This window comes from Mycobacterium sp. UM_11, assembly GCF_001414075.1.
GTDB lineage: Bacteria > Actinomycetota > Actinomycetes > Mycobacteriales > Mycobacteriaceae > Mycobacterium.
The window spans coordinates 1-15,385 of record NZ_LATC01000107.1; the positions used below are offsets into that span (position 1 = coordinate 1).

General features: G+C 68.9%; 9 protein-coding genes, 1 tRNA gene and 2 pseudogenes. 10 read left to right on the forward strand and 2 right to left on the reverse strand.

The window, feature by feature from the left end:
- Positions 1–381, forward strand: a pseudogene (locus WU80_RS20770) (hydrolase); the annotation flags it as partial.
- Positions 382–454: 73 nt separating this feature from the next.
- On the forward strand, positions 455–1,381 hold the full coding sequence (locus tag WU80_RS20775; protein WP_055400179.1) for a cyclopropane mycolic acid synthase family methyltransferase: 927 nt from the start codon (positions 455–457) through the stop codon (positions 1,379–1,381).
- Between the two features lie 39 nt (positions 1,382–1,420).
- Here the strand turns inward: WU80_RS20775 and WU80_RS20780 are convergent.
- Positions 1,421–1,494 (reverse strand) — tRNA-Arg (locus WU80_RS20780).
- Positions 1,495–1,681: 187 nt separating this feature from the next.
- On the opposite strand from WU80_RS20780, the gene WU80_RS20785 reads away from it, so the two are divergent.
- The 5 genes from WU80_RS20785 (at position 1,682) to WU80_RS20805 (ending at position 10,667) form a co-directional block, all read left to right on the forward strand.
- On the forward strand, positions 1,682–2,929 hold the full coding sequence (locus WU80_RS20785) for an alpha/beta hydrolase (RefSeq protein ID WP_055400177.1): 1,248 nt from the start codon (positions 1,682–1,684) through the stop codon (positions 2,927–2,929).
- Between the two features lie 130 nt (positions 2,930–3,059).
- Positions 3,060–4,529 (forward strand): wax ester/triacylglycerol synthase family O-acyltransferase, encoded by a 1,470-nt coding sequence (locus tag WU80_RS20790; RefSeq protein ID WP_055400175.1) that lies wholly within the window; start codon positions 3,060–3,062, stop codon positions 4,527–4,529.
- The gene (locus tag WU80_RS20795) at positions 4,526–6,259 is read left to right on the forward strand and encodes an HAD-IB family hydrolase/lysophospholipid acyltransferase family protein (RefSeq protein WP_055400173.1); all 1,734 of its coding nucleotides are present in this window, start codon (positions 4,526–4,528) and stop codon (positions 6,257–6,259) included. Before WU80_RS20790 ends, WU80_RS20795 begins: the two co-directional genes overlap by 4 nt.
- Positions 6,256–8,613 carry a glycerol-3-phosphate 1-O-acyltransferase gene (locus WU80_RS20800; RefSeq protein ID WP_055400171.1) on the forward strand — a complete coding sequence of 786 codons (2,358 nt, stop codon included), beginning with the start codon at positions 6,256–6,258 and terminating at the stop codon, positions 8,611–8,613. The genes WU80_RS20795 and WU80_RS20800 overlap by 4 nt, the downstream gene beginning before the upstream one ends.
- Positions 8,614–8,642: 29 nt before the next feature.
- Positions 8,643–10,667, forward strand: coding sequence for a cytochrome c oxidase assembly protein (locus WU80_RS20805; protein ID WP_055400169.1), 2,025 nt, complete (start codon positions 8,643–8,645; stop codon positions 10,665–10,667).
- A gap of 67 nt (positions 10,668–10,734) precedes the next feature.
- Here WU80_RS20805 and WU80_RS20810 read toward each other — a convergent pair whose 3' ends face one another.
- Positions 10,735–11,979: an HNH endonuclease signature motif containing protein gene (locus WU80_RS20810; RefSeq protein ID WP_055400167.1), complete on the reverse strand. Its 1,245-nt coding sequence runs from the start codon at positions 11,977–11,979 to the stop codon at positions 10,735–10,737.
- A 207-nt stretch (positions 11,980–12,186) separates the two neighbouring features.
- On the opposite strand from WU80_RS20810, the gene WU80_RS20815 reads away from it, so the two are divergent.
- The 3 genes and pseudogenes from WU80_RS20815 to WU80_RS20825 all read left to right on the forward strand — a co-directional run.
- A complete protein-coding gene (locus tag WU80_RS20815) occupies positions 12,187–12,669 on the forward strand; it encodes a single-stranded DNA-binding protein (RefSeq protein ID WP_055400165.1) in 483 nt (160 codons plus the stop codon).
- Positions 12,670–12,748: 79 nt separating this feature from the next.
- Entirely contained in the window at positions 12,749–14,425 is a 1,677-nt protein-coding gene (ettA, locus tag WU80_RS20820; protein WP_055400163.1) for an energy-dependent translational throttle protein EttA, read from the forward strand.
- Between the two features lie 100 nt (positions 14,426–14,525).
- Positions 14,526–15,385: pseudogene (locus WU80_RS20825) on the forward strand (NAD-glutamate dehydrogenase domain-containing protein); the annotation flags it as partial.

The following is a 15,385-nucleotide window of genomic DNA, read 5'->3' on the forward strand; positions in this document are numbered from 1 at the left end:
GATGTGTATAAGAGACAGTCGTTGTTCCTGCGCGACGGTGTTTCGTTGACCGGCCAACAGGTGGTGCCGCCCGCGTGGCTCACCGACACCTTCAACGGGGGACCCGACTCACGTGAGGCGTTCGCCGCCAGCCCCGACCACGACACCGATCTGCCCGGCGGGATGTACCGCAACCAAATGTGGTTTCCCTACCGGGGTGCCAACGTTGTTTTGTGCCTTGGCATGTGCGGTCAGATGGTCTACGTCAACCGTGCCGCGGAGGTCGTCGCCGCCAAGCTGTCCACCCAGCCGCACTCGCATGAGCCGCACATGTTGGACACCCTGCGCGCATTCGATGCGGTGGCACACGAGTTGACGGGAAGTGCAGGCGCGTTTACCTAGACTTTTTTGGGGGAGGATCACTTTAACCACCAGAAACCCATCGGTATCCGCTCGAAGTTAGGGGCGTTGGGCAATGTCCGATCAGGCGAACGCGGGAAGTGCGCGACTCAAGCCACCGGTTGAGAAGGTCCGGTCGCACTACGACAAATCGAACGAGTTCTTCAAGCTCTGGCTTGACCCGTCGATGACCTACAGCTGCGCCTACTTCGACGAGCATCCCGACCCGCAGAATCTGACCAAGACGCTGGAAGAGGCGCAGTACGCGAAGCGCAAGCTGTCCCTGGACAAGCTCAACCTGGAGCCCGGCATGACGCTGCTCGACATCGGCTGCGGCTGGGGTTCGACGATGCGGCACGCGGTGGCCGAGTACGACGTCAACGTCGTCGGCCTGACGCTCAGCGAGAACCAGTACGCACACGACGTGGAGAAGTTCAAGGAGATCGACAGTCCCCGCCGCATGGAGGTGCGGATCCAGGGCTGGGAGGAATTTCCCGACGAACCGATCGGCCGGATCGTGTCGCTGGGCGCGTTCGAGCACTTCGCCGACGGGGCGGGCGACGCCGGATACGAGCGGTACGCCGTCTTCTTCAAGAAGTTCTACGACCTGCTGCCCGACGGGGGCCGGATGCTGCTGCACTCGATCGTGGTGCCGACCACCGACGAGGTCAACGCGCTGGGCCTGAAGACGACGATGACCCTGCTGCGGTTCATCAGCTTCATCCTCAAGGAGATCTTCCCGGGCGGCAGGTTGCCGCAGGTGCATCAGATCGATCGGTATGCGACCGAGGCGGGTTTCCAGATCGAGCGCCACCACTTCATCGGCAAGAACTACGTGCCGACGCTGAACGCGTGGGCGGACGCCCTCGAGGCCCACAAGGACGAGGCGATCGCGTTGAAGGGGCAGGAGACCTACGACATCTACCTGCACTACCTGCGGGGCTGCTCCGACCTGTTCCGCGATGGCTACACCAACGTCTGCCAGTTCACGATGGTCAAGTAGCCGGCCGCGCGGCGGTCACGAGCCACGACGGCTGACGGGTGCCCCCGGCACGACTCGAACGTGCGACCTAGGGATTAGAAGGCCCTTGCTCTATCCACCTGAGCTACGGAGGCAATGTGCAGGTCAGTCTATTCCAACGGCGTGTCGCGACACGACTCGCCGCGGCGGCGCGCACGAAAAGCGTTCGCGCCGAGCAGTTATCGGCTATGGTTGGGACCCTCGACACACGTACAACACCGGCCGGTAATCGGCCGTTAACCGCAACGAGGCGTGTGCAAACCGTCGAGGGGTGGCGTTGCTATGAGCGTGACCATGCACTTGACTTCACGGTGCTCGTGGGCCGGTACCCAGGCATTACGCCTGGCCGCCGATGCGATGGACGCCTACCGGGCCGGCACGCTGTTGCTGCGCGGCTCGCCGTTCGCGCTGGGCTGCCTCGTCGGCTGGATCTCCACGGAATTTCCGCCGCACGTCCTGACCGGCCACGCCCTGTCGCGGGTCTCGCACCCGTCCATCGGTCGCGTCGGCGCCAGCTGGGCGGCACAGCGGGCGGACCGGGCCCTCACCGCCGCGCTCGAGGAGTCCTTCGGCCCGGACTTCCGCGAGCAGGTGCGCCATCCGGCCGGCGTCAATCCCGTCTGTGCCCCCCGCGGCGGCGTGTTGGGCAGGCCCGGGCCGCACCGCCGGTACGCGGCGCAGACGTCGAACATCTCCTACGGTCCGAACGGGCGCGACAACCTGCTCGACATCTGGCGACGCCATGACATGGCGCCGGGGCGACGCGCGCCGGTCCTGATCCAGGTTCCCGGCGGGGCGTGGACCGTCGGCGACAAGCGCGTCCAGGCTTACACGCTGATGAGCCGCATGGCCGAACTCGGCTGGATCTGCGTGTCGATCAACTACTGCAAGAGCCCCCGGTCCACGTTCCCCGCGCACCTGATCGACGTGAAGCGGGCGATCGCCTGGGTCCGCCAGAACATCGCCGACTACGGCGGCGATCCCGACTTCATCGCGATCACCGGCGGGTCGGCGGGGGGACACCTGGCCGCCCTGGCCGCGCTCACCCCGAACGACCCCGCCTACCAGCCCGGATTCGAAAACGCCGACACGACGGTTCAGGCCGTCGCGCCCTATTACGGGGTGTACGACTTCACCGACTTCGACAACATGCACGACCTGATGCTGCCGTTCCTCGAGCAATTCGTGGTCAAGGCCCGCTACGCCGACGAGCCCGAGCGGTTCGAGGCGGCGTCGCCCGTGTCCTACGTGCACAGCGAGGCGCCGCCGTTTTTCGTGCTGCACGGCGAGAAGGACGAGCTGGTTCCCAGCGGCCAGGCCCGGGCCTTCTGCGCGGCGCTGCGTGCGGCCGGCGCCGCCACGGTGGCCCACGCCGAGCTGGACAACGCGCACCACGCGTTCGACATCCTGTCGACGGTGCGATCGCGGCTGGCCGCCGACGCGGTCGCCGATTTCCTCGGCGTGGTCTACGGCCGGCGCGTCAGCTCGCTGCTGGACTCGGTCCCGCTGCCCGCCACCTCGGCCAGCTGACCCGCCTGGCCCGACCGCTCCTTTCACCAGCGCGGCAACCCGACTAGCGTTGTGTTGGCGATTGCGCAGGCGGGTCCGAGGCAGGAGGCTTGATCTTCGGTGACAGGGTTGACGCGTCGGGCGGGCGATCATGGCTGAATCCGTCGAGGTCGTGAAGCTGTCCGACCAGCTCGGACCGGTCGACTATCTGATGCATCGGGGCGAAGCGAATCCCCGGACCCGGTCGGGGATCATGGCGCTGGAGCTGCTCGACACCACCCCGGACTGGGATAGATTCCTGACCCGATTCGAGAACGCCTCGCGACGGGTGCTGCGCCTGCGGCAGAAGGTGGTCGTGCCGACGCTGCCGACGGCGTCGCCGCGCTGGGTGGTGGACCCCGATTTCAACCTCGAATTCCATGTGCGCCGCATGCGGGTGGCCGAACCCGGCACACTGCGCGACGTTTTCAACCTCGCCGAGGTGATCCTGCAGTCGCCGATGGACATCTCCCGGCCGCTGTGGACGGCCACCCTCGTCGAGGGCCTGGCCGGCGGGAGGGCCGCGACGCTGCTGCACGTCAGCCACGCGGTCACCGACGGCGTCGGCGGGGTGCAGATGTTCGCCGAAATCTACGACCTCGAGCGTGATCCGCCGGCCAAGCCGACGCCCCCGCTGCCCATTCCGCAGGACCTGACCTCCAATGACCTGATGCGGCAAGGCATTAACCACTTGCCCTCCGCCGTGGTCGGCGGCGTCCTGACCGCGCTGTCCGGGGCGGTGTCGGCGGCGGGCCGGGTGGTTCTGGAACCGGGGCCCACCGTGTCCGGGATCGTCGGTTACGCGATGTCCGGGATGCGGGTGCTCAACCGGGCGGCCGAGCCGTCGCCGCTGCTGCGGCGGCGCAGCCTGGCCACCCGCACCGAGGCGATCGACATCCCGCTCTCCGATCTGCACAAGGCCGCCAAGGCCGGTGGGGGATCGATCAACGACGCCTACCTCGCCGGCCTGTGCGGCGCCCTGCGGCGCTACCACGAGGCGCTCGGCGTGCCGATCAGCACGCTGCCGATGGCGGTGCCGGTCAACCTGCGGGCCGACGCCGACACGGCCGGCGGCAACCGGTTCACCGGCGTCAACCTGGCCGCCCCGGTGGGCACGGTCGACCCGGTGTCGCGGATGAAGAAGATCCGCGCGCAGATGACGCAGCGCCGCGACGAGCCCGCGATGAACATCGTCGGTTCGGTCGCGCCGCTTCTCAGCGTCCTGCCGACCGCGGTGCTCGAGGGGATCACCGGGTCGGTGATCGGCTCCGACGTGCAGGCCAGCAATGTCCCGGTCTACCCCGGGGACACCTACATCGCCGGGGCAAAGGTGTTGCGGCAGTACGGGATCGGGCCGCTGCCCGGGGTGGCGATGATGGTGGTGCTGATCTCGCGGGGCGGGTGGTGCACCATCACCGTGCGCTACGACCGGGCGTCGGTGCGCAACGAGCCATTGTTCGCCCAATGCCTGCTGGAGGGTTTCGACGAAATCCTCGCGCTGGCCGGCGAGGGGGCGCCGCAGGCGGTGCCCGCCTCCTTCAACGAACCGGCGACCTCGGCGCGGACGGCGAAGAGCTCATGAGCGCCCCGAAGGATCGGCGAGACGACGGGCCCTCCGGCGACATGCGGCTGCCGGGTTCGGTCGCCGAGATCATGGCCAGCCCCCCGGGCCCCAAGATCGGGGCGTTCTTCGACCTGGACGGGACGCTGGTGGCCGGCTTCACGGCGGTGATCCTCACCCAGGAGCGGTTGTTGCGCCGCGACATGGGCGTGGGCGAGTTGCTCGGCATGGTTCAGGCCGGCCTGAGCCACACGCTCGGGCGCATCGAGTTCGAGGACCTCATCGGCAAGGCCGCCGCCGCGTTGGCCGGCCGCCTGTTGGACGACCTGGAGGAGATCGGCGAGCGGCTGTTCGTGCAGCGGATCGAGTCGCGGATCTACCCGGAGATGCGGGAGCTGGTGCGGGCGCACGTCGCTCGCGGGCACACCGTGGTGCTCAGCTCGTCGGCGCTGACCATCCAGGTCAATCCGGTGGCGCGTTTCCTGGGCATCTCGAACATGCTCACCAACAAGTTCGAGACCACCGAGGACGGGATACTCACCGGCGGCGTGCAGAAGCCGATCCTGTGGGGGCCCGGCAAAGCCGCTGCGGTACAACGGTTTGCGGCCGAGAACGGCATCGACCTCAAGGACAGCTACTTCTACGCCGACGGGGACGAGGACGTCGCCCTGATGTACCTGGTCGGCAATCCCCGCCCGACCAATCCCGAGGGCAAGATGGCCGCGGTGGCCAAGCGCCGCGGCTGGCCCATCCTGCGCTTCAACAGCCGCGGGCCAGTGGGCCTGCGGCGCCAGCTGCGCACCCTCGCCGGCTTCGGCTCGATGTTCCCGGTCGCCGCGGGCGCCGTCGGCATCGGCGTGCTGACCCGCAACCGGCGGCGCGGGGTCAACTTCTTCACCTCGACCTTCTCCCAGCTGTCGTTGGCGATCGCCGGCGTGCAGCTCAACGTCATGGGCCAGGAGAACCTGACCGCGCAGCGACCGGCGGTGTTCATCTTCAACCACCGCAACCAGGTCGACCCGGTCATCGCCGGTGCGCTGGTGCGCGACAACTGGATTGGCGTGGGCAAGAAGGAACTCCAGAAGGACCCCATCATGGGCACGCTGGGCAAGCTGCTCGACGGCGTGTTCATCGACCGCGACGACCCCGCGGCCGCGGTGGAGACGATGCACGAGGTCGAGGACCGGGCCCGCAAGGGGCTGTCCATCGTCATCGCCCCGGAAGGCACCCGGGTGGACACCACGGAAGTCGGGCCGTTCAAGAAGGGCCCGTTCCGCCTCGCGATGGCGGCCGGAATCCCGATCGTGCCGATCGTGATTCGTAACGCCGAGCTCGTCGCCGCCCGCAACTCCACCGTCATCAACCCCGGCACGGTCGATGTCGCGGTGTTCCCGCCGATCTCGGTGCAGGACTGGACGGTCGAGAACCTGGCGGAGCGCATCGCCGAGGTCCGCCAGCTGTATCTGGACACGCTGGCCAACTGGCCGGTCGACGAGCTGCCCCAGGTTGACCTCTACGCGGAGAAGAAGGCGGCGGCCAAGGCCAAGGCCCCCGCGAAAAAGCCGGCGGCCGCGAAGGCTCCGGCGAAGAAGGCACCGGCGAAGAAGGCGGCGGCGAAGAAGGCCGCGCCGAAAGCCAAGCCCGCCAAGGCGAATCCGCACGAGTCGGAGGCCGCCCTCAAAGACGGTGAGGCGCAACGGCCCGCCGACGCGGCGCTGCGCGCCGAACCGCCGACCGAAGGGCGGCCGTGACCGAACTGGCCGCGGACACCACCGCGGTCCTCACCGGCCAAGACTCGCTGGTGTTGGCGTCCATGAGCTCTCCGGTCGAGAGGGAACTGGTGACGGCCTGGATGGCGCAACAACGCGCCGACAAGCCGGCGGCCAGGTTCGACGTCTTGGAACTGCCACCGCCCAACGCGGCGCCCGAGGCGCTGAGCCCGCTGATCGGGCAGCTCCAGGCCGGTGACGACGCGGCCGGCGACCGCTGGATCGTGCCGGTGCGGGTGTTCTGGCTGCCGCCACCGGACCGCGGCCGGATCGCCAAGCTCGCCGGCCTGCTGCCGGGCCGGGACCCCTACGCCCCCAACGAACGTCAGCAACTGAAGATCATGCGCACCGGTCCGCAGCGGGCGCGGGTCGTGGCCGGGGAACCGGCGAAGGTCTCCGAACTGCGCCAGCAGTGGCGCGACATCACCGTCGGCGAGAACGAGAGCGACTTCGCCCGATTCGTCATCCGTCGCGCGCTGTTGGCGTTGGAGCGTGTCGAGTACCGAATCCTGGGGCCGCAGTACAAGTCGCCGCGCCTGGTGAAGCCGGAGATCTTGGAGTCCAGCCGGTTTCGTGCCGGGCTGAAGAAAATCCCCGGCGCGACCGTCGAACAAGCCGGCGAGATGCTCGATGAGCTCTCCACCGGTTGGAGCCGGGTGTCGGTCGACCTGGTCGGCGTCCTGGGGAGGGCGCTCAGCCGCGGATTCGACCCCGAGATCGACTACGACGGCTACCAGGTCGCGGCAATGCGCGCCGCCCTGGAAACCCACCCCGCGGTGCTGCTGTTCTCGCACCGCTCCTACATCGACGGCGCGGTGGTGCCGGTGGCGATGCAGGAGAACCGGCTCCCGCCCGTGCACGTGTTCGCCGGCATCAACTTGGCGTTCGGCGCGATGGGGCCGCTGCTGCGCCGGTCGGGCGTCATCTTCATCCGGCGCAACATCGGCGAAAACCCACTCTACAAATACGTTTTGCGCGAGTACGTGGGTTACATAGTCGAGAAGCGGTTCAACCTGAGCTGGTCCATCGAGGGCACGCGTTCCCGCACCGGCAAGATGCTGCCCCCCAAACTCGGGTTGTTGGCCTACGTGGCCGACGCCTATCTCGACGGTCGCAGCGAAGACATCCTGTTGCAACCGGTGTCCATCAGCTTCGACCAGCTGCACGAGACCGCCGAATACGCCGCCTACGCCCGCGGCGGGGAGAAGACGCCCGAAGGGGTCGGCTGGCTGTACAACTTCATCAGAGCGCAGGGCGAACGCAACTACGGCAAGATCTACGTCCGCTTCCCCGAAGCAGTTTCGATGCGCCAGTACCTGGGCCCGACGCACGGCCCTATGGCGCAGGACCAGGACGCCAAACGGCTTGCGCTGCAGAAGATGTCGTTCGAGGTCGCCTGGCGGATACTGCAGGCGACCCCGGTGACGGCGACGGGCCTGGTGTGCGCGCTACTGCTGACCACCCGCGGCGCGGCGTTGACGCTGGGTCAGCTGCACCACACCCTGCAGGACTCGCTGGATTACCTTGAACGCAAACACAACCCGATGTCGACGAGCGCGTTGCGGCTGCGCTCGCGCGAGGGCGTGCGGGCGGCGGTCGACGCATTGTCCAACGGGCACCCCATCACCAGGGTCGACGGTGGCCGGGAACCAGTGTGGCGCATCGCCCCCGACGAGCAGCACGCGGCCGCGTTCTACCGCAACTCGCTGATCCATGCCTTCCTGGAAACCTCGATAGTCGAACTCGCCCTGGCCCACGCCCGGCACGTCGAGGGCGACCGCATGCAGGCGTTCTGGGATCAGGCGATGCGCCTGCGCGACCTGCTCAAGTTCGACTTCTACTTCGCGGATTCGGCGGCGTTTCGCGACAACATCGCCGAAGAGATGGCCTGGCATGACAACTGGGAGGCCCACGTCAGCGCCGGCGGCGAGGAGATCGACGAGATGCTGTTCGCCAAGCGTCCGTTGATGGCGGACGCGATGTTGCGGGTGTTCTTCGAGGCCTACGAGATCGTCGCCGACGTGCTGCGCGACGCGCCGGCCGACGTCGCGCAGAAGGAATTGACCGAGTCGGCGCTCGGCGTCGGCCGGCAATACGTGGCGCAAACCCGGGTCCGCAGCAGCGAATCGGTGTCGACGTTGTTGTTCGCCACCGCGTATCAGGTCGTCGTCGATCAGGAGCTGATCGCGCCCGCCGCCGACCTCGCCGAACGGCGGACCGCGTTTCGGGCGGAGCTGCGGGACATCCTGCGGGACTCCGATTACGTCGGGCGGATCTCGCGCGACCAGTTCGTCGCCCGCGAGGCCAGGGCGCGCCAGGAGCGCCTGGCTCGATAGCCGCGGGTTCGCGCCCATACCCTGGCTGCATGACGGTCGATCGGTCGCTGAGCACCCCGCGCGCGCTGGCGTGGCCGCTGCTGATCGGCGTGGCGGTGTTGGCGGGCTGCACGGCGGCCGGGATCGGCGCGCTGTCGCTGGCCGACTCGCTGAGCGCCACGGGGTTGCCGAACCCGGGCCCGGCAACCACGCTGGGGCTGCCGTTCGTCCGGGCGGCGGGGGAGATCGCCGCGGTGCTGGCCGTCGGGGCTTTCCTGTTCGCGGCGTTTCTGGTGCCTCCGCAGCGCAGCGGCGTCCTGGACGCCGACGGGTACCGGGCGCTTCGCCTGGGAACGGTCGCGTCCGGGGTGTGGGCGGTGTGTGCCGCGCTGCTGGTGCCGCTGACCGTTTCGGACGTGTCGGGCCGACCGTTGGGCGCGCTGTTGAACCCGGTGCGCATCTGGTCGGTGGCGGGCCTGGTCACCACCGCGTCGGCCTGGCGGTGGACCGCGGCGCTGGCCGCGCTGGTGATGCTGGCCAGCCTGCCGGTGCTGCGCTGGTCGTGGACGCCGCTGCTGTTCGCCGGCTCGGTGCTGACGCTCATCCCGCTGGGGCTGACCGGCCACTCGTCGGCCGGCGGGTCGCACGACCTGGCCACCAACAGCCTGCTGATCCACCTGGTGGCCGCCGGCCTGTGGGCCGGCGGCCTGCTGGTGTTGGCGGCCTATGGCTTGCGGGGCGGCGGGCACCTCGCCCTGGCGGCGCGGCGGTTCTCCGCGGTCGCGCTGTGGTGCTGGGTCGCGATGGCGCTGAGCGGCGTGATGAATGCCGTGGTGCGCGTGCCGCTCGGTGACCTGTTGACCACCGATTACGGGCGCCTGGTGGTCGCGAAGTTCCTCGCGCTGTGCGTGCTGGGCGTGCTGGGCTGGCGTCAGCGGCGCTCCTCGGTCGGCCGGTTGCAGGCCGAACCGGATGGCGCGCGCCGCGTCCTGCTTCGGCTCGCGCTCACCGAGGCCGCCGTCTTCGGCCTCACCTTCGGCGTCGCCGTCGGGCTGGGCCGCACCCCGCCGCCGCCACCGCCGGCCCGGCTGCCCTCGATACCCGAAGCCGAGATCGGCTACGACTTCAACGGCCCGCCCACGCCGGCGCGCATCCTGTTCGACTGGCGCTTCGATCTGATCTTCGGCACCGCCGCGATCGTGCTCGCCGGCCTCTACGTGGCCGCCGTGCTGCGCCTGCGCCGCCGCGGCGACGCGTGGCCGCCCGGCCGGACCACGGCCTGGCTGCTCGGCTGCCTGGCCTTGCTGTTCGTCACCTCCTCGGGCATCGGTCGCTACATGCCGGCGATGTTCAGCGTCCACATGGTCGCCCACATGGGCCTGTCGATGCTGGTCCCGATCCTGCTGGTGCTGGGCGCGCCGGTGAGCCTGGCCCTGCGGGCGCTGCCCGCCGCCGGCCGTGACGACCCGCCCGGCATGCGGGAATGGCTGCTGGCCGCGCTGCACAGCCGGCTGTCGCGGTTCCTCACCAACCCCGTCGTCGCGACCGTGCTCTTCGTCGCCGGGTTCTACGGGCTGTACCTGTCGACCCTGTTCGACACCGCCGTCGGCAGCCACTCGGGGCACCTGGCGATGAACGTGCACTTTTTGCTCAGCGGCTACCTGTTCTATTGGATCGTCATCGGCGTCGACCCCACGCCGCGGCCGATCCCGCCGCTGGCCAAGGTGGGCGTGGTGTTCGCGTCGTTGCCGCTGCACGCGTTCTTCGGGGTGGTGCTGATGGGCACCCGCAGGGTGCTCGGCGCCGACTACTACCGGTCACTCGGTCTGAGCTGGCACACCGACCTGCTGGGCGACCAGCGGCTGGGCGGCGGCATCGCCTGGGCAGCCGGGGAACTGCCCCTGGTGATCGTGATGCTGGCGCTGCTGGTGCAGTGGGCGCGCAGCGACGACCGCACCGCCCGGCGGCTGGACCGCGCCGCCGAGCGCGACGATGACGCCGAGCTGGTCGCCTACAACGCGATGCTGGCCGAGTTGGCGCGGCGCGACGCGCCGGGACATGCAAAGCCCCAGTGACAAGGTGCTGCGGTGCGGGCCTCGAGCGGCTGTTGGTCCGTGCGCGGTTCTCGGCTTCGGCGACGGACTAGTTGTTGGACGGTGGTGGTTTGGGCTGGTAGGGGTCATACCACCACCAGTCGGCGCGTTCGCCGATCGGTCCCGGGCACGGTGGAACGGCGGGCGGCGGTCCGGTGGGTTGGCGCGCCAGCGATCCCGGACTCAGTGTGCGCCCGGCGGCGTCGGTGACGGTCAGATCGTGTGCGGGTCCGACAATGGTGATGCCCCCGGAGTGGTGCAGCCGGTGATGATAGGGACAGACCAGCACGAGGTTGGTCAGCTCGGTGGGGCCGCCGTCTTCCCAGTGCCAGATGTGGTGAGCGTGCAGACCCCGGGTCGCGCCGCAGCCGGGCACAGCGCACGTGCGGTCGCGGTGCTCCAGCGCGCGGCGTAGCCGTCGGCTTATCTGGCGCGTGGTTCGGCCCGCGCCGATGAGCTGGCCGTCTCGGTGGAACCACACCTCACAGGTGGCATCACAGGTCAGGTAGCGGCGTTCGGCGTCGGACAGCAGCGGACCCAGATGCAGTGCCGCGGCGTGCTTCTCTGTGTCGACGTGCACCACCACGGTGGTGTGTTGCCCGTGCGGCCGCCGGGCCGCCTCGGCATCCCAGCCGGCCTCTACCAGCCGCACAAACGCCTCGGCGGTGCCCGGCAGCGGCGGCGCGCTTTCGGACGCTCCGTCGGTGCGGTCTTGTTTCCATTCGGCGATCAGCGCGTCCCGGTGTGACGCCAACGCGGTGTCGAACTTCGCGGCGTCCGGAGGCGGGAGGGTGATCCGGTAGCAGCTGCCCCGCTCGGTGGACGTCTTCGTGAACGAGCGCTCTGGCTCGGGCCGGGGACCGGGGTCAGGGCGCGGTTCGAGGCTGATCGCGGTTCGCAGTTGGTGCACCGTGGCCACCCGCGCCAGTTCCGCATAGTGCGCGTCGGAGCCCTCGCCGGCGCGTGCGGCGATGACGCCGACCTGATCCAGCGACAGCCGCCCCTCGCGCAACCCCTGCGTGCAGCGGGGGAACTCCTCGGCCCGGTGCGCGACGGTGGCGATGGTGTGCGCGGCGGCCGGGGACAACCCCAGCTTCCAGGCCACCAACGCCGCAACGGAGCGCGCGCCGGTCATGCCGCACAGCTCATCACGATCGATCTCGGCGACCAGGTCCACGATGCGCCCATCGATCGCGTTGCGCTGACCGGCCAACTCCGCCAGCTCCTCGAACACCTCGTCCAAACGCTCGGTGGGACTCACTGCCACAGCGCCGGCAGTTGCGGTCGAAGACATGGGCCCACGATCGCAACGGGGTACGACAAGTTCCGGCTGCTGCGGGTGGTCCGCGGACGTGCGATCGGACTGATCCACAGTCCCGCCTTTGTCCACAGGGCCGCCCGTCGAGAGCCGGTTCAGGCCCCGTTCATGCGCGGTCCGTCGGTTGCGGCGAGGTCAATGGTCACCACACCAGAGAAATAGCAACCGAGAAGGGATCAGCCAATGTTTGAAACACCGCTTACGGTCGTCGGACACATCGTCACCAACCCCGAACGCCGACAGGTGGGCACGCAGGAGGTGATCAAGTTCCGCGTCGCCAGCAATTCCCGCCGGCGCACGGCCGACGGCGGCTGGGAGCCGGGTAACTCCCTGTTCATCAACGTCAACTGCTGGGGCAAGTTGGTCACCGGCGTCGGCGCCGCCTTGGGCAAGGGGGCGCCGGTGATCGTGGTGGGCCACGTGTACACCAGCGAGTACGAGGACCGCGACGGCAACCGCCGCTCGTCTTTGGAGATGCGGGCCACTTCCGTCGGGCCGGATGTGTCCCGCGCGATCGTGCGCATCGAGCGGCCGGGCTACACGGGTCCGGCCCCCGCCGACCCCGCCACGCCGGCCGCGGAGGCCGCCGGCACCGCCGGTGCGGACGCCGACGGCGAGGGCGGCGCCGCGTCCGCCGACACCGGACCGTTGCCGATGTCGGCTTAGCTGCGGAATCCGGCCCCCCGGGCGATGCCTAGGATGGTCGCGAGAACTCTCTCAAAGACCAGAAAGGCATGACCGCGGCATGGCTGAGTTCATCTACACGATGAAAAAGGTCCGCAAGGCGCACGGCGACAAGGTGATCCTGGACGACGTCACGTTGAGCTTCTACCCGGGCGCCAAGATCGGTGTCGTCGGCCCCAACGGCGCCGGCAAGTCGAGCGTCTTGCGGATCATGGCCGGGCTGGACAAGCCGAACAACGGCGAAGCCTTCCTCGCCACGGACGCCAGCGTCGGCATCCTGCAGCAGGAGCCGCCGCTGAACGAAGAGAAGACGGTGCGGGGCAACGTCGAGGAGGGGCTCGGCGACATCAAGGTCAAGCTGGACCGCTTCAACGAGGTCGCCGAGTTGATGGCCACCGACTACTCCGACGAGTTGATGGAGGAAATGGGTCGGCTGCAGGAGGAGCTCGACCACGCCGACGCGTGGGACCTCGACTCGCAGCTCGAACAGGCCATGGACGCCCTGCGCTGCCCCCCGCCGGACGAGCCGGTGACGAACCTGTCCGGCGGCGAGCGGCGCCGGGTGGCGCTGTGCAAGCTGCTGCTGGCCAAGCCCGACCTGTTGTTGCTCGACGAGCCGACCAACCACCTGGACGCCGAAAGCGTGCAGTGGCTCGAACAACACCTGGCCGCCTACCCGGGCGCGGTGTTGGCGGTGACCCACGACCGGTACTTCCTGGACAACGTCGCCCAGTGGATCCTCGAGCTCGACCGCGGCCGCGCCTACCCCTACGAGGGCAACTACTCGACCTACCTGGAAAAGAAGGCCGAGCGGCTGTCGGTGCAGGGCCGCAAGGACGCCAAGCTGCAGAAGCGGCTGACCGAGGAGCTGGCCTGGGTGCGGCAGGGGGCCAAGGCGCGCCAGGCGAAGAACAAGGCCCGCCTGCAGCGCTACGAGGAGATGGCCGCCGAGGCGGAGAAGACGCGCAAGCTCGACTTCGAGGAGATCCAGATCCCGGTCGGGCCGCGGCTGGGCAACGTGGTGGTCGAGGTCTCGCATCTCGACAAGGGCTACGACGGGCGCACCCTGATCAAGGACCTGTCCTTCACCCTGCCCCGCAACGGCATCGTGGGCGTCATCGGCCCCAACGGCGTCGGCAAAACCACCCTGTTCAAGACCATCGTCGGGCTCGAGCAGCCGGACAGCGGGACCGTCAAGGTCGGCGAGACCGTCAAGCTCAGCTACGTGGACCAGTCCCGCGCCGGCATCGACCCCAAGAAGACCGTGTGGGAGGTCGTCTCGGACGGCCTCGACTACATCGAGGTCGGCCAGAACGAGATCCCGTCACGCGCCTACGTCTCGGCCTTCGGGTTCAAGGGGCCCGACCAGCAGAAGCCGGCCGGCGTGCTGTCCGGCGGCGAGCGCAACCGGCTGAACCTGGCGCTCACGCTGAAAGAGGGCGGGAACCTGATCCTGCTCGACGAGCCGACCAACGACCTGGACGTCGAGACGCTGGGTTCGCTGGAGAATGCCTTGGAGAAATTCCCCGGCTGCGCGGTGGTGATCTCCCACGATCGCTGGTTCCTGGACCGCACCTGCACCCACATCCTGGCCTGGGAGGGCGACGAGGACAACGAGGCCAAGTGGTTCTGGTTCGAGGGCAACTTCGGCGCATACGAGGAGAACAAGGTCGAACGGCTCGGCGTCGACGCGGCGCGACCGCACAGAGTGACCCACCGGAAGCTCACGCGCGACTAGTGTCAGCTGCGCTGCCCCTCGACGGCGATGCGGCGGCACGGCGGCACAGGAGCGGGCGGTTGAGCACAGTGGCAATGGTCGCGAGTTGGGAGCCATCGGCATGACGATCGATCCCGGAGCCAAGCAGGCCCTCCAGCCGTGGACCACGTTCACCCAGCAGCAGGACATCCCGGACTGGATCGCGAAGGCCTACATCGAGAGCTATCGCGGTCCGCACGGCGACCAGCCGGGAGTCGCCGAATCCGGTCCGATCGACCTGACCGTTCCGGCCGCCATCGTGACTCCCGCCATGCTGGGCGCCCACTATCGGCTCGGGCAGCACCGTCCCGCCGGTGAAAGCCGCGTCGCGGTCTACCCCCCGGACGACCCGACCGGAATCGGGCCCGCGATGCAAGTCGTCACCGACCACGGCGGCATGCTGCTGGACTCCGTCACGGTGCTGCTGCACCGGCTCGGTGTGCCCTACACGGCCATCATGACGCCCGTGTTCGAGGTGCACCGCAACCCGAGCGGCGACCTGGTCACCGTCGAACCGAAGCCGCCCGGGGCGCCGCAGTACCTGGGGGAGGCGTGGATACACGTGCAGCTGCTGCCGTCCGTCGACGGCAAGGGTCTCGCCGAGGTCCAACGGCTGCTGCCCAAGGTCCTCTCGGACGTGCAGCAGGTCGCCAGCGACGCGGGCGCGTTGATCGCCACCCTGAGCGGGCTGGCCGCCGACGTCGAAACCAACGAGCACGGCCACTTCTCGGCCCCCGACCGTGACGACGTCGCGGCGCTGCTGCGCTGGCTGGGTAACGGGAATTTCCTGCTGCTGGGCTACCAGCGCTGCCGCGTGCACGAGGGTCTGGTCTCCGGTGACGGGTCACCCGGCCTGGGTGTCCTGCGCACCCGTACCGGTTCCCGCCCCCGGCTGACCGACGACGACAAGATGCTGGTGCTGGCGCCTGTCTCTTATACACA